Below are 19,381 nucleotides of genomic sequence, written 5' to 3'. Positions count from 1 at the left end.
GCTCGACTTTCGCCGCAATCGACCAGCGCCGTCTTTTCAGGCAATCTCCTCCGGCGGCGATCATGGGGAGATGATCCGCCGGCGAGGGAGGATGCCATGACCGAGACGCAGGCGCTGCCGCGCTATGAGGATGCCGTTGCGCAATTCCGCATCGAGGACGAGATCGCGCGCCTCCACGGCGATCCGGCGACCGGCATCAACGCCTATGTCGAATGCTGCGGCCGCTATACCGGCGACAACAGGCTGGCGCTGCGCGCGATCTCGGCTGCCGGTGAATTGCGCGAATACTCCTTCGACGATCTGGCCGACATGGCGGGCCGCGTCGGCACCCTGCTCAAAAGTCTCGGCGTGCGCCCCGGCGACGTCGTCGCCGGCATGCTGCCGCGCATCCCTGAATTGGTGGCGCTGATCCTCGGCACGTGGCGGGTCGGCGCGGTCTACCAGCCGCTGTTCACCGCTTTCGGGCCGAAGGCTATCGAGCATCGCCTGAACTACAGCAAGGCGAAGCTGGTGGTGACCAATCCCGCAAACCGCGCCAAGCTCGACGAGGTGAAAAACCATCCGCGCATCGCCACCATCCTTGGCCCCGGCGATGCCCTTGCAGCAGGCGACGTCGATTTCCGCGCGGCGCTCGCGGCTGCCTCCCTCGATAGCGAGCCGGTCATGCGCAAGGGCACCGACCTGTTCATGATGATGTCGACCTCCGGCACGACCGGGCACCCAAAGGGCGTGCCGGTGCCGCTCAACGCGCTGCTTGCCTTCGGCGCCTATATGCGTGACGCGATCGGGCTTCGGCCCGACGACATCTTCTGGAACATCGCCGATCCCGGCTGGGCCTATGGGCTCTACTACGCCATCACCGGGCCTTTGCAGCTCGGCATCGCCACCACCTTCTATGAAGGCGCGTTCAACGCCAAATCGACCTACGACATCATCGAGCGTCTGGGCGTCACCAGCCTGGCCGGCTCGCCGACAGCCTATCGCCTGCTAATGGCGGAAGGGCCCGAGGCCGCGGCCCGCGTCAAGGGCAGGCTGCGCGTGGTGAGCAGCGCCGGCGAGCCGCTCAATCCGGAGGTGATCCGCTGGTTCGACGCGCATCTTGCAGCGCCGATCCACGATCATTACGGCCAGACCGAGAACGGCATGATGGTCAACAACCATCATGGTCTGGCGCATACGGTTCGCGCCGGCTCGGCCGGCTTTGCCATGCCCGGCTACCGCATGGTGGTGCTGGACGAGGCAGGCAACGAACTCGGCCCCAACCAACCCGGCGTGCTGGCGGTCGATATCGCCAACTCGCCGCTGCGCTGGTTCGACGGCTACCACCAGGCGGAAACGCCGGCGATCGCGGGCGGCTACTACCGCACCGGCGACACAGTGGAATATGAGACGGACGGCTCCGTCTCCTTCATCGGGCGGGCCGACGATGTCATCACCTCGTCCGGCTACCGCATCGGACCGTTCGATGTCGAAAGCGCGCTGATCGAGCATCCGGCGGTCAACGAGGCGGCCGTCGTCGGCGTGCCCGATCCGCAGCGCACGGAGATCGTCAAGGCGTTCGTAGTGCTGGCGCCCGCCTTCAAGGGCAGCGAGGCGCTAGCCGAGGAACTCGCCCAGCATGTGAAGAAGCGGCTGTCTGCGCATTCCTATCCGCGCGAGGTCGAGTTCGTCAGCGAACTGCCGAAGACACCGAGCGGCAAGATCCAGCGGTTCTTGCTGAGGAAGGCCGAGGTGGAGAAACGCAAGCCGGAATAAAGATTTGGCTCTCCATGATTTCCGCCACGCAAAAGCCGCCAAGTCGGGCGATGGCTCCCAAGGGCTTTGATCGCTAATTTGGGGTTGCGGCATGCGGTTGGTTTTAACGCTTCTTTTCGCACTGGCGGGCAGCACGGCACTCGCTGCCTCGCCGGAGGACGATTATATCGCGGCGCGCGATAAGGCGATTGCCGACATAGCGGCACAGGCAAACGCCAACACCGCCATCGAAACCATCGATGCGCAGAACGAGAAGGCGCTGGCCGATCTGCAGCAGCGTCTCGCCGCCATTCTCGGCCCGCTTTCCGTGAAGGGTTTCCCGGCGACGGGCACCATCAACATTCAAAGCCTCAACGCTTCCGACATCGGCTATGGCATGCTGGATGGGTTGCGGTATGCCCAGAGCGAAGACGGTCCGAGCATCGTCGCGTCGACGCGCGGGCTAACAGAGCGCTGGCTGAAGTCCAAATCGAGCGAGGCGGAAGCGGATTTCAAGCTGCCCACCGACATCGGTGCGGCATTGAAACTCGACAGTTTCTACACCCAGGCCATCGGCAGCGACGCAGCATTCTCCGGCACGCTCGACTTTCCGCTGAAGAATCCCGACGGCGCCGACATGGCGATCGCGCGGCTCGGCGGCTGGACGCAGGATGTCGGTCCGATCTACGACCAGCATGTCGTGGTGACGGTCGTCAAAGGCGACCGCGTGCTGATCGCCGAGGCGCCGGCCTCGCCCGCCGTGCCGAAGATTGCGGCCTGCGATTCAATCTGGGCAGCCGCCGACGCCGCGGCGCAGAAAGCCCAGCAGGCCGATCAAGGCTCGGACCAGGACGACGCGCAGGCTTCCGATCCCGCCAACGCTGCCTGGGAAGAGGGCGACGCCGACTACCGCGCCTGCATGGCCCAGCGCCTGCCTGGCGACCCGTCTTTTCCGGCGCTGCTCAAGCAGGCGCAGGACCTCGCCGACGGCATGGCGGGCAAATAGCCCGCGAAGCCTCATTCCAGAAAAGTGCGCGGCGGTTTGTCAGCCCCCGTTCGCCCGCATGCTGCGCCGGGAAACGCGTCGCGCGACGGGGCGCGCCGCTTCCGCGATGATCCCGTTGGTTTGAGGCGCGGCATCCTTGCGCGACCTTGCGTCGGTCACCCGATGCAAGCGCTCGTAAGGCAGCAATTCCCGGATGCGGGCGTTGAGCGCTTCGACTTCGGCGCGCAAATCCTCGCATTCCTGCTTCTGGATGTCGAGCTGGATCTGCTCGGACGCCTGCTGCAGCGAAAGCCGTGAAAGATTGGTGCTGACCTCGGACAGGTTCTTCTTGTCGGCTTCGCTCTCATCCTTGAGAACGGCGAGCCTTTTCTCCGCAATCTGGCGCTCGGTGACGGCGTCGTTCAATTGCGCCTTGAGCCTGGCGATCTCAGCCGTGGCTTCGCCATTGTCGGTCGAGACCTTATCCAGACGCGACTGCAGTTCCTGGATCTCGGCACGCAAACCGCGCATTTCCGCCTGGCTGCGCGCCAATTCGGCGGTGCTGTCGCTTTCGGCGATACGCGCCGCCTCGACCGTTTCGGCAAGCTTGGCTTGCGTCGCCTCCAGGGCTTTCTGCAGCCGAGTCTCTTCCTTTTCGTGGTTGCCGAGCTGGGCCATCAACTCGGCAATATGAGCGGTTTCGCAGGCGTGGGTCGCCGCGAACTCATCGAATTTGTGCCTGGCCTCCGCTTCGCGCTTTTGCGCCTGCTCCAGATCGACCGAAAGGCCGACCTGCTTTTCGCGCAGCAGCTTGTTCTCGGCGCCGCGCCTGTCGACTTCGACGGTCTTAGCGGTCAGGGCTTTGGCGATCTCGCCGAACTCCGTCTCGCGCCTGGCGGCCTCATTGCCCATCTCCACCAGTTCCAGGCGCACGGCCGCAAGCGCCGAGCGCAGCTGCTCGCGGTCCTGGACGAGGCCCGCCTCGCGCTGCTGCCAGGCCTCGGCCGCGCCGTCACGTTCGCGCTGCTTGCGGGCGGCATCGAGCAATTGTTCGGAGAGCGCCTTGCGCTCGGTGGTGAGAGCGAGGTTTGCCAGCTCCAGTTCGTTGGAGCGCAACACGTCGCGATGGAAGACGTTGAGGACCTCACGCGTCATATGATGCGCGGTGGCGATCTCCGCCAGCTTCGCCTCGATCTCCTGCAGATGCCCCTGCCCGTCGCGGAAAAGCCCGGCCACAGCTTCAAGCGCAGCGAGCCGTGTCTGGGTATGCGGCGTCAGCCGCGACGGAGCCGCGTCGGGCTGCTCTTCGGACGGCGGCGGATTCTCGTCGCTTGCCACCAGTTCCTGGCCGGCAGCGGCATCGTCCTCCGACGGCGGCCGTTCATCATCTTTAAGAACGTCCTCGAATGCTTCCGCCAGATCCGATTGGAGTTCCTGAAATTCCTTATCGACGTCCTCGGCCCGCTTGATCAGAGACTTGAAATTCATCACGGCACATCCCTTACGCTCGACGACACACTTTTTACGCTCGCCCCCGGGCGTACTTAACGAATTGCTAATCTATCGCGTTGCCTTCCGTTCGGGAAGCCTGTGCAAATGAAACCAGAATTAAGGTTATCGCCGGTCTCAATCTTATGCGGATCCACCCCAGGTGATCCCCTCTTCGGCTCCTAAAATATGCTAATTTTCCCTCGAGTAGGCGCTGAAAGCATGCGCTGCAAAAGGGAAAGACGGCTAGCTGCTTGTCATCATTCAGATGAGCGATGCGAACACTGGTGGAGGGGCAAATGGAGCTCCCGCCGCATAATTTTCTCTATCTCAGCCGCCTGATCGGGCGGGAAGAGCTGCGCTGCGCGGGGCATCCGGTCGCTGTGGCTCTCATGGATTGCGACGCGGGAGGCGTATCGGCCTCCCGCGTCGATGCAGTCAACTCTTGATGTCGATGCGCTTGACCTGCGACTGCGCCTTTTCGCTCTTCGGCAAGGTGACGGTCAGCACGCCGTTCTTGAAGCGGGCATCCACCTCGTCTTCCTTGACCTCGTAGCCAACCGGGATGCGGCGCTCGAAGCGGCCGTAATAGCGCTCGGAGAACTGCCGATCCTTGTCCTCCGTCTCGGAGCGCTTCTCGCCTCTCAGCGTCAGCACGCCGTCGTCGAGCAGGACCTCGATGTCTTTCTGCTCGAGGCCCGGCACCTCGGCCATCACCTTGATCTCCTTCTCGCCGTTGGAGATCTCGACGCTCGGCCAACCGGCGCCGAGGGCGGAAACACCGCCCAAAGACGGCAAGCGGCTGTCAAAGCCGCGGAAAACGTCGTCAAACAGGCGGTTCACCTCGCGATGCAGCGACAGGAACGGGTCGCGCTCACCGTCGCGGAATATGCTTGGAAGCTGGTTGCCGTTGCTTCGGCCCCAGGGAATCAGATCACGGACACTCATGGTTTCGCTCCTTTCTGTTCATCGGCTCGAAAAGCTCCTGCGCGCCGGGCAGTGCCCGGCGCGTAGCGCGGATGCGCTCGCAGGAAGGCCCTCAAGCAGCGTGCTTCTCGGCTTCGATCTTCTTTGTCGTGCCTTTGAGCGTTGCGCTGTCGGCTGCGATCTCGATCCGTCGCGGTTTCATCTCTTCCGGGATTTCGCGCTTCAGATCGATCGTCAGCAGCCCATTGACCAAGCTGGCGCCAACGACCTTGACGTGGTCGGCAAGCTCGAAGCGTCGCTGGAACGCGCGGCCGGCGATACCACGATGCAGGTACTCACCCTTGTCCTCGCCGGCTTTCTGGCCCGAGACCATAAGCATGTTCTGCTCCTGGGTAATGGCCAGTTCATCCTGCGAGAATCCGGCCACCGCCATGGTTATGCGGTAGTCGTCATCCGCGGTCTTGGCGATGTCGTAGGGTGGCCAATTGTCGACGGTTTCGATCCGGCTCGCCGTTTCGAGCGCGTTCAGCATTCGATCGAAGCCTATGCTCGACCGGAACAGGGGACTGAAGTCAAACGTGGTTCTCATAGCTACATCCTCCATTGAGCAACATAGATACGAGGGGCGCCAAGGAAGCGGTGCCCCTTGACCTGCCGGTCTATCTCAAGCACCGGCCTCATCGATCTGGGAATTCAACGCCGGCACGTCAAGACCCCGCCCCGACGCGCCTTTAGGGTCGTGAAAAACTCGGCCTCGTCATCTGCATGCAGGCAGGCAAATCATGAATTGAAGGCGGCCGTGCAACACGACCGCCTTGGGGAGCTGGTCTTCAATGGATTGCGATGATCCCGTCGACGGCCCGCCATTCCGATGCCCTGATGAGCCGATGGTGGGCGACGCGGACGGAATGCAAGGCGCCAGCCAGCTCGCGCTCCCAAAAACCCAGAAAGCCCCTCAGCGCGGGGAAATCCGGGGCAAGATCATAGTCCTGCCAGACGTAAAGCTGGAGCAGGCTCGGATGATCGGGCAGATGATAATGGATCTCGGCAGTGGTCAAGCCATAGCCATTCATCTGCAAGCGGAATTCCCTGCTGACCGCTCTCGCCATCGCCTTCGGGCCCTCACGCGCTCAGCCGGTCGACCAACTGCCGGTGGTCGTTATCGGTAGGGCCGCTGGGCGACGGGGCTAGCGCATCAAGCCGGCGCAGCGCATCCATGATGTCGTCGAAGGAGACCGGCCGCTCGGCGCCCGGCGGCTGGCGCAGCGCGGGCATCGATTCCACGGCGCAGGCGTCAGATGCCCAGGACGAAAGGATCGCCCGCTTTTCCCATATGTCGAGCGAGCCTTCCTCCAGCACATCCCGCGGATGCTGAAAATGGCTGGCCGGCGACAGCAGCCGGTCGAGCGAAAGGTCTGATATTTCGGGAGCAAGGGAAGGAATGATCGGCGAAAGCGTCTGTCGGTCCATTTCTGTCCTCCGTCTCCAAAAAACTCCTTGTTTCGGGTTCCAGTTTCTCAACGGTCCCGGCGCTGCCGGGCGCCGATAATCTTGTTCAACTCAATCGCGAATTCAAGCCTCTCCGTTATCGGAGCGGTCCAATTTACCGCATGTTTTCAGCGCACTAGCACTCGGTGGTCGAGAGTGCCAAAAAATTTGCGGCACCCCCTTGAAAGTAGAAGAAGGCAAAACTAGCTCGACATGCGCGCGATGCCGAAAGGGTCGCGCGAGCCTCGCTCCGGTCCTGCCGGCCCGGAGCGGAGGAACCTCTCGCAATCTGTTTGTCCTGAAGGAGAACGATATGACGTTCCGTCCACTGCATGACCGCGTACTCGTGCGCCGCATCGAGGCCGAAGAGAAGACGGCCGGCGGTATCATCATCCCCGACACTGCCAAGGAAAAGCCGCAGGAAGGCGAAGTCATCGCCGTCGGCCCGGGGGCCCGCGACGAGAGCGGCAAGCTCGTGCCCCTCGACGTGAAGGTCGGCGACCGCATCCTGTTCGGCAAGTGGTCCGGCACCGAGATCAAGCTCAACGGCGAGGATCTGCTCATCATGAAGGAAAGCGACGTGATGGGCGTGATCGAGCAGGCCGCGACGTTGAAGAAAGCCGCCTGACCGGGGCTTCGATAGAACCGCAACCCAGTCAATGAAAGCTGCCTAAACAAGGAGTGATCCAATGGCTGCCAAGGAAGTCAAATTCCATTCCGACGCCCGCGAGCGCATGCTGCGCGGCGTCAACATCCTGGCCGACGCGGTGAAGGTGACCCTCGGTCCGAAGGGTCGCAACGTCGTCATCGACAAGTCGTTCGGCGCGCCGCGCATCACCAAGGACGGCGTCACCGTCGCCAAGGAGATCGAGCTCGAGGACAAGTTCGAGAACATGGGCGCCCAGATGGTCCGCGAAGTCGCTTCGAAGACCAGCGACATCGCCGGCGACGGCACCACCACTGCCACCGTGCTTGCCCAGGCGATCGTTCGCGAAGGGGCTAAGGCCGTTGCCTCGGGCATGAACCCGATGGATCTGAAACGCGGTATCGACAAGGCGGTGGATGCGGTCGTCGCCGAACTCAAGGTCAATGCCCGCAAGATCACCAGCAACGACGAGATCGCACAGGTCGGCACCATCTCGGCCAATGGCGATGCCGAGATCGGCCGCTTCCTGGCCGAGGCTATGGAAAAAGTCGGCAACGAAGGCGTCATCACCGTCGAGGAAGCCAAGACGGCCGAGACCGAGCTGGAAGTCGTGGAAGGCATGCAGTTCGATCGCGGCTATCTCTCACCCTATTTCATCACCAACCAGGACAAGATGCGCGTCGAGCTCGAAGAGCCCTATGTGCTGATCCACGAGAAGAAGCTCAGCAATCTTCAGGCCCTGCTGCCGGTGCTGGAGGCCGTGGTGCAGTCCGGCAAGCCGCTGCTGATCATCGCCGAGGATGTCGAGGGCGAGGCTCTGGCCACGCTGGTGGTCAACAAGCTGCGCGGCGGGCTGAAGGTAGCCGCCGTCAAGGCTCCGGGCTTCGGCGACCGGCGCAAGGCCATGCTGGAGGACATCGCCATCCTCACCGGCGGCACGGCCATCAGCGAGGATCTCGGCATCAAGCTCGAGAACGTCACGCTGGAGATGCTCGGCCGCGCCAAGAAGGTCGCGATCGAGAAGGAAAACACCACCATCGTCGACGGCGCCGGCAAGAAGGAGGAGATCCAGGGCCGCATCACGCAAATCAAGGCCCAGATCGAGGAGACTACCTCCGACTATGATCGCGAGAAGCTGCAGGAGCGGCTGGCCAAGCTCGCCGGCGGCGTTGCCGTGATCCGCGTCGGCGGCGCGACGGAAGTCGAGGTCAAGGAGAAGAAGGACCGTGTCGACGACGCGCTGCACGCCACGCGCGCCGCGGTCGAGGAAGGTATCCTGCCCGGCGGCGGCGTTGCCTTGCTCAGGGCGGCCAAGGCGCTCGACGCGGTCGCCGTCGACAACCCGGACCAGAGATACGGCGTCGATATCGTGCGGCGCGCGATCGAAGCTCCGGCGCGGCAGATCGCCGAGAACAGCGGGTCGGAAGGTTCGATCATCGTCGGCAAGCTGCGCGAGAAGACCGAATTCGCCTATGGCTGGAACGCCCAGACCGGCGAGTATGGCGACCTCTACAAGCAGGGTGTGATCGACCCCGCCAAGGTGGTGCGCACCGCGCTGCAGGATGCAGCCTCGGTCGCAGGACTGCTCGTCACCACCGAGGCGATGGTGGCCGAGAAGCCCAAGAAGGAAGCCGCTCCGGCCATGCCGGCCGGCGCCGGCATGGATTTCTGAGACGCTGACGAAAGGCCCGCTTCCGGCAACGGGAGCGGGCGCTTCACCAGCAACAATGGGAGGCCCTTATGGATATGATGAGCGGAAATGGCTCGGTTCCGGCGCCGACGCATCCGGCAAGCGAATTCCTTGCCTATGAAACCGAGTGCCGGAGCGCGCTGAAGCCGCTGCTGACACGCTTGCTCGACACGGCCGAATCCGCCGGATGGAACCGGCGGACGGTTGCCTCGACGCTGATGTTCCTCGCCGCACAGCAGGTATCGGCGGCGGAAACATCGGCGCGCGGCTGAGCCAAATCGGGCCCCGCTTCCAAGGCGGGGTCCATCCGATCGCGGAACGGACGAGGATTGCCATGATTGCGGGACGATTGCGGGAATGCCTGAGAACCTTGCGATGGGACGCCGCAGACCTCGCGCAGGAGCTTGGCTGCGCCAGAAACGACGTGGCGCGCTGGATTGAGGGGCGCGCGCCAGTGCCGCTGGCGGTCGCCGCCTGGATCGAGGCCCTGGCCAAGGCGCATAGCGCGCTGCCGCCGCCGCGCCTGAACCAGCAGAGTCCAGCGGCGCACACCACGCCGGCGGGCCCGGTGGTTGTGCAGGCCTTCACCGGCATAGGCCAGTCGCGGCCGCACGGCATCGTCCTGCAAGCGCCCTACCCGCGCCGGCCTGCGCTCGCCGGGACGACCGGCCTTCGCCCCAGCGCCATGGGCACCCACCCGAAAGAGGGTCCAGACCATGAACCACGACCGCTTTGAAGAGCCTGTCACTGTCCTCGTCGGCATGGGCTTGCCGGTGCGGCTGGAGACGGTGGCGGAAGCCTACGCCCTGCTGCAGGATTGGCCGGCTGCGAGCAGGAGCAGCGCATATGCGATCGCGCTCAACGCCTGCAAAGCCGGCATTGCCGGCCAGATCGACGCGGAAATGGTGCGGGCAACCCTTGTTGCCTTCGCCCGCCGCCACGATATTCTGGCGCCGGACGTGGTTTCGCTGGCGCCCGCAGCGCTGGCAGGGCGCGCGTCCACAAGCAATAATGGCTGAAGATTTGAAACCGGCGCGTGCTGGCGCGACGGACAAAATAACCGAACCCAGGAATTCTGAATGACGACGGACACCAAGGCGAAGGAAACCAGGACATTCGAGGCGGACGTCTCGCGGCTGCTGCATATGATGGTGCATTCGGTCTATTCGGACCGGGACGTCTTCCTGCGCGAGCTGATCTCCAACGCGGCGGATGCCTGCGAAAGGCTGCGCTTCGAGGCGGTGAGCCGGCCAGAGCTTCTGGGCGACGATGCCAAGCCGCGCATCACGATTGCCGCCAATCCGGACAACAAGGAACTCTCCGTCGAGGACAACGGCATCGGCATGAGCCGCGACGAGATGGCCGAGGCGCTTGGCACGATCGCGCGCTCGGGCACACGCGCCTTCATGGAGCGCGTCGAGGCGGGCAAGGCGGCGGAAGACACGCAGCTCATCGGCCAATTCGGCGTCGGCTTCTATTCCGCTTTCATGGTCGCAGACCGGGTCGACGTCATCAGCCGCCAAGCCGGCAGCAACGAAGCCTTCCGCTGGTCCTCCGACGGCAAGGGCACCTACGAAATCGCGCCGATCCCGCTCGAGGCCGCACCCAAGCGCGGCACGCGCGTCGTGCTGCATCTGATGGAAGACGCCTCTTCCTATACCACGCCTTACCGGCTCGAGGGGCTGGCGAAGTCGCAGTCGGGACATGTGCCGGTGCCGATCACGCTCGTCGAGAAACCCGGCGCCGAACCGCGCGACATCGCCGACGGCACGGCGCTTTGGGTGCGGCAAAAGAGCGAGATCAAGCCGGAGGAATATACCGACTTCTACCGCAGCATCGCCGGCCAGTATGACGAGCCAGCCTCGACGATCCATTTCCGCGCCGAGGGCCGACAGGAATACGGTGTGCTCGCCTTCGTGCCGGGATCGCGGCCGTTCGACCTGTTCGACCAGGACCGCAAGGGCCGCATGAAGCTCTATGTGCGGCGCGTCTTCATCACCGACGATGCCGATCTCCTGCCGCGCTACCTGCGCTTCGTGCGCGGCCTGGTCGATTCCGCCGACCTGCCGCTCAACGTCTCGCGCGAGATGATCCAGGAAAGCCCCCTGCTCGCAGCGATCCGCAAGGGCGTCACCAACCGCATTCTCGGCGACCTCGCCAAAACGGCCGAAAACGATGCCGAAGCCTACGCCAAAATCTGGGAGAATTTCGGCGTCGTCCTCAAGGAAGGTCTTTATGAAGACTACGAGCGGCGCGAGCAGCTGCTGAAGCTTGCCCGCTTCCGTTCGACGACTTCAGGCGAAGGCTGGCGCAGCCTTGCCGATTATGTCGGAGCGATGAAGGAAGGCCAGAAAGCGATCTTCTTCATGGCCGGCGACGATCGCGCCCGGCTCGAAGCTTCGCCGCAGCTCGAAGGTTTTCGCGCGCGCGGCATCGAGGTGCTGTTGCTCACCGATCCGGTCGACAGTTTCTGGGTGACGATGGCACCGGAATTCGACGGCAAGCCGTTCAAGTCGGTGACGCAGGGCGCGGCGGAACTTGCCGATATCGCGCTGCCCGAGGATACGGCGAAGCCCGAGGCCGAAACGTCATCGGATATCGCCGCCTTCCTGGCGTTCGTGAAGACGACGCTTGGCGAGAAGGTGTCGGACGTGAAGGCCTCCGACAGGCTGACCGAAAGCGCCGTCTGCCTTGTCGCTCCCGAGCACGGCCCCGATCGCCAGTTCGAGCGCCTGCTCAATGCCGCCGGCCGGCTTGACAAAGCGGCCAAGCCGATCCTTGAGATCAACCCCCACCACGAGCGCGTAGCGGCGCTGGCAAAGCTCGGCGACGACGACAAGGCGTTCAAGGAAGACGCCGCGCACCTGCTTTACGACGAAGCGCGCGTGCTCGACGGCGACAAGCCGGCGGACGCCAAGGCGTTCTCGGCGCGCCTAGCGCGGCTGATCGATCGCGGGTTGGCAAAGGGGTAAGCGCCGGCGCTGCGCTTGAATGGCTTGCCGGAGCCCAGCAGTAACTGGGCGCTGGCACATTTCCGACAGGCCGCTTAGCCTTATAGTTCCTACGGATAAGCGGCAGGAGCCTCTGATGAAACGTATTGTTCTCGTCCGGCACTGGGAAGAACCGGGCGACGATCGCGCCCAGACCACCCTGGAGGCCGTCGGCCATGCAATCACGACCGCGATGCCGTTCAAAGGCGAGACGATCGATCTCAGCGCTGTCGACGGCGCCGTGATCTATGGCGGACCATTCAATGTCTTCGACACCGACAAGCATCCGTTCCTCGACGACGAGGCTGCGCTGATCGAGCATTGCCTGGAGAACGACCTGCCGCTGCTCGGCATCTGCCAGGGCGCGCAGCAGATCGCCTGGCATCTGGGCGCCGATGTCGGGCCGGTGGGAAGCGGCATCAGAGAGTTCGGCTATTTCGAGATAACGCCGACGGCTGAGGCCGGCGACTTTCTCGACCGGGCGCTCTTCCTGCCACAGAACCATTTTCATACGTTCGCCCTGCCGGAAGGCGCCGTGCATCTCGCCTCGAGCGAGACTTTCCCCAATCAGGCGTTCCGGATCGGCGAGAAGACCTACGCGCTGCAATTCCATGCCGAGCAGGGTCCGGCCGGCTTTCGGCGCTGGCAGGAACGGCAAAGCGCGCCCTACGGAACGCTCGGCGCGCAGGACCGGGACGAACAGGACAGGCTGATGGAAGCTCACCACGCGGCACAGCTTGCCTGGTTCAGCGGCTTCGTGACGAAACTTTTCGGCTGAAAAGCGGCCCTACCCCCTCAGCCCAGGCGCTTCCTGGCCGGTGCGGGCGACATATTCCGTGTAGCCGCCGCCATAGGTGTGGATGCCTTCGGGTGTCAGCTCCAGCACGCGGTTCGACAGCGCAGCCAGGAAATGGCGGTCATGCGAGACGAAGAGCATGGTGCCCTCGTATTGCGATAGCGCCTCGATCAGCATCTGCTTGGTGGTGATGTCGAGGTGGTTGGTCGGTTCGTCGAGCACCAGCAGGTTGGGCGGGTCGAACAGCATCAGCGCCATCACCAGCCGCGCCTTCTCGCCGCCGGAAAGCACGCGGCACTTCTTTTCGATCTCGTCGCCGGAAAAACCGAAGCAGCCGGCCAAAGCGCGCAGCGGCGCCTGGCCTGCTTGCGGAAAATTGTCCTCCAGCGTCTCGAAGACGGTGCGCTCACCATCGAGCAGTTCCATGGCGTGCTGGGCGAAATAGCCCATCTTGACGCTCGGACCGCGCGCAACCGAGCCCTCGTCCGGCTCGGAGGCACCGGCCACCAGCTTCAAAAGCGTCGACTTGCCGGCGCCGTTGACGCCCATGACACACCAGCGCTCGCGGCGGCGTATCTGGAAGTCGAGGCCTGAATAGATCGAGCGGCTGCCATAGGATTTGTGAATGCCTTTCAGCGTCGCCACGTCCTCGCCGCAGCGCGGCGCTGGCTGGAAGTCGAAGGCTACCGTCTGGCGGCGCTTCGGCGGCTCGACACGGTCGATCTTGTCGAGCTTCTTCACCCGGCTCTGCACCTGCGCCGCATGCGAGGCGCGCGCCTTGAAGCGCTCGATGAAGGCGATCTCCTTGGCCAGCATCGCCTGCTGGCGCTCGAACTGCGCCTGCAGCTGCTTGTCGGCCAGCGCACGCTGCTCCTGGTAGAATTCGTAATTGCCGGAATAGGAGGTGAGCGCGCCGGCGTCGATCTCGATGATCTTGGTGACGATACGGTTCATGAACTCGCGGTCGTGCGAGGTCATCAGCAGCGCGCCGTCATAATCCTTGAGGAACTTCTCCAGCCAGATCAGGCTTTCGAGGTCGAGATGGTTCGACGGCTCGTCGAGCAGCATGACGTCGGGCCGCATCAATAGGATGCGGGCGAGTGCCACGCGCATCTTCCAGCCGCCGGAAAGTTTTGAAACGTCGCCGTCCATCATCTCCTGGGAAAAGCCGAGACCGTCGAGAACCTCGCGCGCGCGGCCGTCCAGCGCATAGCCGTCGAGCTCCTCGAAGCGGTGCTGCAATTCGCCATAGCGCTCGATGATCTCATCCATCTCGTCGGCGCGGTCGGGATCGCCCATGGCGTGCTCAAGCTCGCGCATCTCGGCGGCCACGGCGCTGACCGGCCCGGCGCCTTCCACGACTTCGGCGACAGCGCTCAAGCCGCCCATATCGCCGACATCCTGGCTGAAATAACCGATGGTGACGCCGCGATCGACCGACACCTGGCCCTCGTCCGGCTGCTCCTGGCCAATGATCATGCGGAACAATGTCGTCTTGCCGGCGCCGTTCGGGCCGACCAGCCCGATCTTCTCGCCCTTCTGCAAGGCGGCCGAGGCTTCGATGAAGACGATCTGTCGGCCGTTCTGCTTGCCGATATTTTCGAGACGGATCATGGGACGGTGCGGGAAACTGCGCTGAGATGGCGGGATTTGCCCGGGGCATACGCGAATGAGGGTGCGGAGGGAAGAGCAGAAGCGCCGCATACCGCGCTCGGCTATTCCTTCGAGGCAGAACCAAGCCGCGGTAAAATTGATTCGCGTCGCCGACAGATCGAGCGCTTAGTGCTGGAGCCAACCACTTGATAGGCTCTGGCAAGGGAGGTCCAACTATGGCCATGTACCTGACGCGCTTCAGCTACACGCCCGAGACATGGGCGCGAATGATCGAAAACCCCGAGGATCGCCGCAAGGCAGCCAGCTCATACATAGAATCGGTGGGCGGAAAGCTGCACGGGTTCTGGTACGCGTTCGGCGAACATGACGGCTGGAACTTGTGGGAGGCGCCGGACAATGTTTCGATGGCGTCCGTCGTGCTCGCCATCGGTGCCGGAGGGGCACTCAGCTCCTGCGAGACCACCGTCCTCCTCAGCGTCGAGGACACGATGGGCGCGCTGGGCAGGGCGAAATCGATTCGTTATCGGCGGCCGGGAGCGTAGAGGCGAAAAACGCCGCCTCGGGGAGTGTCACCTCGCGTCATGGAAGATAATGCCTAGCGTATGTCGCCTGCCCGAGCGCAGCCGGCTGACGCCGTGGCGCAGGTTGACGCGATAGTAACCTCGCGTGCCCTCCGCCGGCCGGTTATGCACGGCGAAGATCACCGCATCGCCGCGCTTGAGCGGCACCACCTCTGCGCGGCTCTGCATGCGCGGGCGCTGTTCGGTGAGCACGAATTCGCCACCGGTGAAATCCGCACCAGGTTCGGACAAAAGGATCGCCACCTGCAACGGAAAGGCAAGATCGCCGTAGAGGTCCTGGTGCAGGCAGTTGAAATCGCCGGGGCCGTATTGCAACAGAAGCGGTGTCGGTCTCGTCTGGCCTTCGTCGTGGCAGCGCTTCAGGAAGGCGGCGTGCTCGGCGGGATAGCGCTGGGCAACCCTCATCTTCTCGTTCCAGTCATTGGCGATCGTGGCGAGGCGTGTATAGAGGGCTGAGCGCAGGCCTTCGATCAGGTCAGGCAGCGGATATTTGAAGTAGCGATATTCGCCCTTGCCGAAGCCATGACGCGCCATCACGACGTGGCTGCGGAAATGCTCTTCATGCGGATAGAGGGCAGCGATATCGGCGCATTCGTCCGCCGACAGCAGGCCGGACACGACCGCGCAGCCATGGGCATTGAGGTCTGACACCAGCGCGCGCCAATCCTGCGCCGCGACACGGGATTCGGCGGAGCGGCTGGCGCGTTTGGTGTTCAGGGGATGGATGGTCATGGGTTCGCTCCATCGCTTGCTTGTCCTGAAGATGGGGCGCGCAGCCGGAGCGAACCACCCGTTTCATGACAAGGTGGCGAGGCGCTGGAGCGCTGATCTCCCTTGCGGGACAGATCAGCAGCTTCACCGCTTGCGATACATCTCCAGCTCCGGATCGAGATCCACCTTCACAGCATTGGTGAACACGCAGGTCGCCACCATGATGCCGGCGAAGGCGGTGAGGTTGACCAGCAGCGTCTCGTCATAGCGCGCCTTAAGCGCGGCCCACGTCTCATCCGGAACGGCGTTGGCATCAGCGGCGACCGCCTTGCCGAAGCCAATCAGCAGCGCCTCGTCGGCGGTGGGCTCGATCGCTTCGGGGTCGAGCCCGCTGTCGATCAATGCGCGGCGGAAGAAGGTCACGGGGATCTCGGCGCGCATCGTCCCGGCGATCGCCTTCGAGAACAGCCAGATGGCGCGGTCGTCGAGCGTGGGCTTGAGAAGGTCGCGCAGCATGAACCATTCCGCGTAGATGCGGTGGGCGGTCGGCGAGTGAAGCAGGATGCGTTTCATGTTGGTCATGCGGCCGCGCAGCGCGAGCTCTCGGTCGTGCTCGGCGCGGATGTCGTCCGAGGCGGTCGGGTAGTCGATCGGCGATAGATGCGCCATCGCGCTCACCCCAATGTGGCGCGAAGCGACGGCGCGCCGCGCAGCGTGTTGGAGACGGTGCAGATGTCTTCCGCGTCCGCCAGGATCCGCTCTTTCATTGCGGCATCGAGGTCGCCGGTGATCTCCAATCTGACGATGAATGTTTCGACCCGCGACGGCTCGTCCTTCGCCTTGCCGCCGCTCACATCCGCCCTCACCTCGCCGAGCCGGTCGACGACGCCAAGGCGGGTGGCGGCGATGCGGGCGCTGAGCACCATGCAGGCGGCTAAAGAGGCATAGAGCAGGTCGAGCGGGCTGAAGCCGGGAGCGCTGACCTGCGTGACCACGTCGACGGTACCGCCGGTCGGGGTTGTGACCGCCGGCAGGCCGCCCTGCGGCAGGACGGCAAGCGCGCCGGCGTTGCGGGTGCGTAGCTTCAGGTCAGCCATTGCGTTCCTCGTCAGATCGATAACCATCAATAGCGGACGATGATTGAGAAGGACAATCGCCAAGGGCCGGCGCTGCCCCTCATTGTCCTGCCGGACATTTCTCCCCGTAGCGCTGACAGCCTGCGCGGCCTTGAAGCCGGCTGGAACGCCAACTGCAGCTGCGACAATGCCCAGCTGCTTCGACGCCTTGTCACCTATGTGACAGTTCTGCAGCGGCCGAACACGGTTCGTGAGCGAGAAAGCCGGTCATTCAATCCGTTGCATTCGATCCCTACGTCGCGGATGATCGGGCGAAAGAAATCAGGGATGCCGCCGCATACGATGAAAAATCATGCGGTCGCCCTTCTGGCGGCCTCGATAGTCGGCTTCACCGCGCCTGCCAATACCGCGGAGCCATCCAGCCTTCACCCAGGCCCTATGTCGCGCCAGGAAGCCTATGCGCGAGCCGAGGCGCTGACGGCGCTTGGGCGGCAGATGTTTTTCGATCCGTCTCTCTCGGCATCGGGCAAGCAGGCCTGCTCGTCCTGCCATGATCCCAACCATGCTTTCGGCCCGGCCTCGGCCTCGCCGGTCGAAATGGGCGGAGCGAAGCTCGACCAGCCCGGCGTTCGCGCCGTGCCGTCGCTGCGCTACCTGCAGGCGGCGCCGGCCTTTACCGAGCATTTCTACGATTCCGAGGACGAAGGCGACGAGAGCGTCGACAATGGCCCGACCGGCGGCCTGACCTGGGACGGCCGCGCCGACCATAGCAAGGACCAAGCGAAAATCCCGCTGCTCTCGCCCTTCGAGATGGGCAACAAGGACGCGGCCCAGGTGGTCGCCAGCCTGCGCCAGGCGCCATATGCCGACGCCTTCAAGGGGGCGTTCGGCGCCGATGTCTTCGAGCACCCGCAGGACGCCTTCGACGCCGCGGTCGAAGCGCTCGGCACGTTCGAGCAGAGCAGCGCCGATTTCTATCCCTATTCCAGCCGCTACGACGCCTTCCTCGCCGGCAAGGCGCAGCTCTCCGCCCAGGAATTGCGTGGCCGCATGCTGTTCGAGGACGCGGCGAAGGGCAATTGCGCAAGCTGCCATCTCAGCGAAGCGGCCAATGACGGCGAGCCGCCGCAATTCACCGATTACGGCCTGATCGCGATCGCCGTGCCGCGTAACCCGGCGATTCCCGCCAATGCCGATTCCAACTATTTCGACCTTGGCTTGTGCGGTCCGCTGCGCACCGACTTCAACGGCCGCGCCGACTATTGCGGCCTGTTCAAGACGCCGACGCTGCGCAACGTGGCGCTCCGGAAAAGCTTCTTCCACAATGGCTATTTCCACTCGCTGCGCGAGGCGGTGGCCTTTTATGCCAGCCGCGACAGCGACCCCGCGCGCTGGTATCCGAAGAAGGCCGATGGCACGGTCAACAAATTCGACGACCTGCCAAAGGCTTATTGGGGAAACCTCAACACCGACCCGCCCTTCAACGGCAGAAACCCCGGCGACACGCCGGCGCTGACCGATGCCGAGATCGACGACATCGTCGCCTTCCTCGGCACGCTGACCGATGCCGACCAGGCGGGACAGTAGTCTAAACTGCCAGGACACATCGTTGGGACGCAACATGCGGCGACTCCAGTCGGCGCCCGGCTATCCACCTCAACTGTGTGCCAATGTGAGCCACATCATAGGAACGCCAAGTCGCGTCTGCTATATTGCCGATCTCTTCACAGGTGGAGTCTGCGATGAGGTTCGTAGCGGTGCAGAAGCCGGCCGGCAACAGCTGGGCGGTGTTCGATGCGGGCAACGGGGCGCCGGCCGAATAGGCCGGCCGGGTGCTTATCAGCCTGACATCCCGTGAAGCCCGCTGGTTCGTCGCCGCTGGGAACGAGCACAGCCTGGCTGCGGCCGGGACGGCCAGCCAGGCAACTCCGGCTCGTCAGCGGAGGCGGCTCCCAGCCGATCCGGGAAAGGCCCGGCCAACACGAGTTAGCAAGGCGCGCTGCCGGCTTGATTCAGCGCGCCTCGGTGGTGTCTGTCATTGCGCCGGCGCGTAGCGGCTCACCACCATGCCGCTTGCATAGGGCTTCGAGCCGAGGAGCTCCAGCCTGCCAAATCCGCCCTTGTCGAAGATGCGGCGGCCGCTGCCCAGAACCGCCGGATTGATGAAGAGGTGGTACTCGTCGACAAGGGCCGCGGCAACCAGCGCCGAGGCGAAGCCGGCGCCCCCGAACACGGCGACGTTGCCACCCTCGCCCTGTTTCAGCCTGTGCACCTCGCGCGGCAGGTCGCCGCTCACGACCCGCGTGCGTTCCCAGCGCGATACCCGGAGCTTATCGCTCGCCACCACCTTCTCAGCGTCGACGATGCGCCGCGCGAAGGCATAGAAAGGGTCCTTCGAATATTTCTTCGCCGCGTTACCCCAGTGGCTCAGATAGCCCTCCTCAGCCATCTTGCGGCTCAACAGGATGGTATCGATGGTCTCGAAAATGGCGTTGAAGTCCTGCTTGAGTTCCTCGTCCCAGGCGCTGTCGTCGCCCCAGTCCCAGAGCTGCCACCGACGGTCCTCATCGGCGCCGACGAAACCGTCGACCGACATCTGCATTTGCAGGATCAGCTTTTTCATCTCCGGTCTCCACTCAAATTGATTTACTTTTG

General features: G+C 63.9%; 21 protein-coding genes. 11 read left to right on the top strand and 10 right to left on the bottom strand.

Annotated elements, in window-relative coordinates:
* Positions 1–96 precede the first annotated feature (96 nt).
* Both LB553_RS11410 and LB553_RS11405 read left to right on the top strand, forming a co-directional pair.
* Positions 97–1,755 (top strand): acyl-CoA synthetase, encoded by a 1,659-nt coding sequence (locus LB553_RS11410; RefSeq protein ID WP_224513222.1) that lies wholly within the window; start codon positions 97–99, stop codon positions 1,753–1,755.
* Positions 1,756–1,846: 91 nt separating this feature from the next.
* Positions 1,847–2,740: a hypothetical protein gene (locus LB553_RS11405; RefSeq protein WP_224513221.1), complete on the top strand. Its 894-nt coding sequence runs from the start codon at positions 1,847–1,849 to the stop codon at positions 2,738–2,740.
* A 39-nt stretch (positions 2,741–2,779) separates the two neighbouring features.
* On the opposite strand, the gene LB553_RS11400 is transcribed toward LB553_RS11405, so the two are convergent.
* The 5 genes from LB553_RS11400 to LB553_RS11380 form a co-directional block, all read right to left on the bottom strand.
* A complete protein-coding gene (locus LB553_RS11400; protein ID WP_224513220.1) occupies positions 2,780–4,207 on the bottom strand; it encodes a hypothetical protein in 1,428 nt (475 codons plus the stop codon).
* A 438-nt stretch (positions 4,208–4,645) separates the two neighbouring features.
* A complete protein-coding gene (locus tag LB553_RS11395; RefSeq protein WP_224513219.1) occupies positions 4,646–5,155 on the bottom strand; it encodes an Hsp20/alpha crystallin family protein in 510 nt (169 codons plus the stop codon).
* A 91-nt stretch (positions 5,156–5,246) separates the two neighbouring features.
* Entirely contained in the window at positions 5,247–5,723 is a 477-nt protein-coding gene (locus tag LB553_RS11390) for an Hsp20 family protein (RefSeq protein ID WP_224513217.1), read from the bottom strand.
* Between the two features lie 241 nt (positions 5,724–5,964).
* A complete protein-coding gene (locus LB553_RS11385; protein ID WP_224513215.1) occupies positions 5,965–6,243 on the bottom strand; it encodes an usg protein in 279 nt (92 codons plus the stop codon).
* Positions 6,244–6,256: 13 nt separating this feature from the next.
* The gene (locus LB553_RS11380; protein WP_224513213.1) at positions 6,257–6,604 is read right to left on the bottom strand and encodes a hypothetical protein; all 348 of its coding nucleotides are present in this window, start codon (positions 6,602–6,604) and stop codon (positions 6,257–6,259) included.
* A 331-nt stretch (positions 6,605–6,935) separates the two neighbouring features.
* On the opposite strand from LB553_RS11380, the gene groES reads away from it, so the two are divergent.
* The 7 genes from groES (at position 6,936) to LB553_RS11345 (ending at position 12,726) form a co-directional block, all read left to right on the top strand.
* Positions 6,936–7,250, top strand: a complete 315-nt coding sequence (groES, locus tag LB553_RS11375; RefSeq protein ID WP_040988406.1) for a co-chaperone GroES — start codon at positions 6,936–6,938, stop codon at positions 7,248–7,250.
* Between the two features lie 61 nt (positions 7,251–7,311).
* Entirely contained in the window at positions 7,312–8,940 is a 1,629-nt protein-coding gene (gene groL, locus LB553_RS11370) for a chaperonin GroEL (protein WP_224513211.1), read from the top strand.
* A gap of 68 nt (positions 8,941–9,008) precedes the next feature.
* Positions 9,009–9,230 carry a hypothetical protein gene (locus LB553_RS11365; RefSeq protein ID WP_224513209.1) on the top strand — a complete coding sequence of 74 codons (222 nt, stop codon included), beginning with the start codon at positions 9,009–9,011 and terminating at the stop codon, positions 9,228–9,230.
* A 62-nt stretch (positions 9,231–9,292) separates the two neighbouring features.
* Complete coding sequence (locus LB553_RS11360; protein ID WP_224513207.1) at positions 9,293–9,694, top strand: helix-turn-helix transcriptional regulator; 402 nt, start codon at positions 9,293–9,295, stop codon at positions 9,692–9,694.
* On the top strand, positions 9,675–9,977 hold the full coding sequence (locus tag LB553_RS11355; RefSeq protein WP_224513205.1) for a DUF982 domain-containing protein: 303 nt from the start codon (positions 9,675–9,677) through the stop codon (positions 9,975–9,977). Before LB553_RS11360 ends, LB553_RS11355 begins: the two co-directional genes overlap by 20 nt.
* Positions 9,978–10,037: 60 nt before the next feature.
* The gene (htpG, locus tag LB553_RS11350) at positions 10,038–11,930 is read left to right on the top strand and encodes a molecular chaperone HtpG (RefSeq protein ID WP_224513203.1); all 1,893 of its coding nucleotides are present in this window, start codon (positions 10,038–10,040) and stop codon (positions 11,928–11,930) included.
* Between the two features lie 115 nt (positions 11,931–12,045).
* Positions 12,046–12,726, top strand: coding sequence for a type 1 glutamine amidotransferase (locus tag LB553_RS11345; RefSeq protein WP_224513201.1), 681 nt, complete (start codon positions 12,046–12,048; stop codon positions 12,724–12,726).
* A 9-nt stretch (positions 12,727–12,735) separates the two neighbouring features.
* Here LB553_RS11345 and LB553_RS11340 read toward each other — a convergent pair whose 3' ends face one another.
* A complete protein-coding gene (locus LB553_RS11340) occupies positions 12,736–14,358 on the bottom strand; it encodes an ABC-F family ATP-binding cassette domain-containing protein (protein ID WP_224513199.1) in 1,623 nt (540 codons plus the stop codon).
* A gap of 215 nt (positions 14,359–14,573) precedes the next feature.
* On the opposite strand from LB553_RS11340, the gene LB553_RS11335 reads away from it, so the two are divergent.
* Positions 14,574–14,900 (top strand): GYD domain-containing protein, encoded by a 327-nt coding sequence (locus LB553_RS11335; protein WP_224513197.1) that lies wholly within the window; start codon positions 14,574–14,576, stop codon positions 14,898–14,900.
* A 27-nt stretch (positions 14,901–14,927) separates the two neighbouring features.
* Here the strand turns inward: LB553_RS11335 and LB553_RS11330 are convergent, their stop codons facing one another.
* From LB553_RS11330 to LB553_RS11320, 3 genes are all read right to left on the bottom strand, one after another.
* Positions 14,928–15,671, bottom strand: a complete 744-nt coding sequence (locus tag LB553_RS11330; RefSeq protein WP_224513195.1) for a 2OG-Fe(II) oxygenase — start codon at positions 15,669–15,671, stop codon at positions 14,928–14,930.
* 123 nt (positions 15,672–15,794) lie between these two features.
* Entirely contained in the window at positions 15,795–16,319 is a 525-nt protein-coding gene (locus tag LB553_RS11325; protein ID WP_224513194.1) for a hypothetical protein, read from the bottom strand.
* A gap of 5 nt (positions 16,320–16,324) precedes the next feature.
* Positions 16,325–16,747, bottom strand: a complete 423-nt coding sequence (locus LB553_RS11320; protein WP_224513193.1) for an OsmC family protein — start codon at positions 16,745–16,747, stop codon at positions 16,325–16,327.
* Between the two features lie 321 nt (positions 16,748–17,068).
* Between LB553_RS11320 and LB553_RS11315 the strand changes: the two genes are divergently transcribed.
* A complete protein-coding gene (locus LB553_RS11315; RefSeq protein ID WP_224513191.1) occupies positions 17,069–18,313 on the top strand; it encodes a cytochrome-c peroxidase in 1,245 nt (414 codons plus the stop codon).
* A 448-nt stretch (positions 18,314–18,761) separates the two neighbouring features.
* On the opposite strand, the gene LB553_RS11310 is transcribed toward LB553_RS11315, so the two are convergent.
* Positions 18,762–19,349, bottom strand: a complete 588-nt coding sequence (locus LB553_RS11310) for a dihydrofolate reductase family protein (RefSeq protein ID WP_224513189.1) — start codon at positions 19,347–19,349, stop codon at positions 18,762–18,764.
* Positions 19,350–19,381: the final 32 nt, after the last annotated feature.

The organism is Mesorhizobium sp. CA8 (assembly GCF_020164955.1).
Lineage (GTDB): Bacteria > Pseudomonadota > Alphaproteobacteria > Rhizobiales > Rhizobiaceae > Mesorhizobium.
This window is presented reverse-complemented; position numbering and strand designations above follow the sequence as displayed.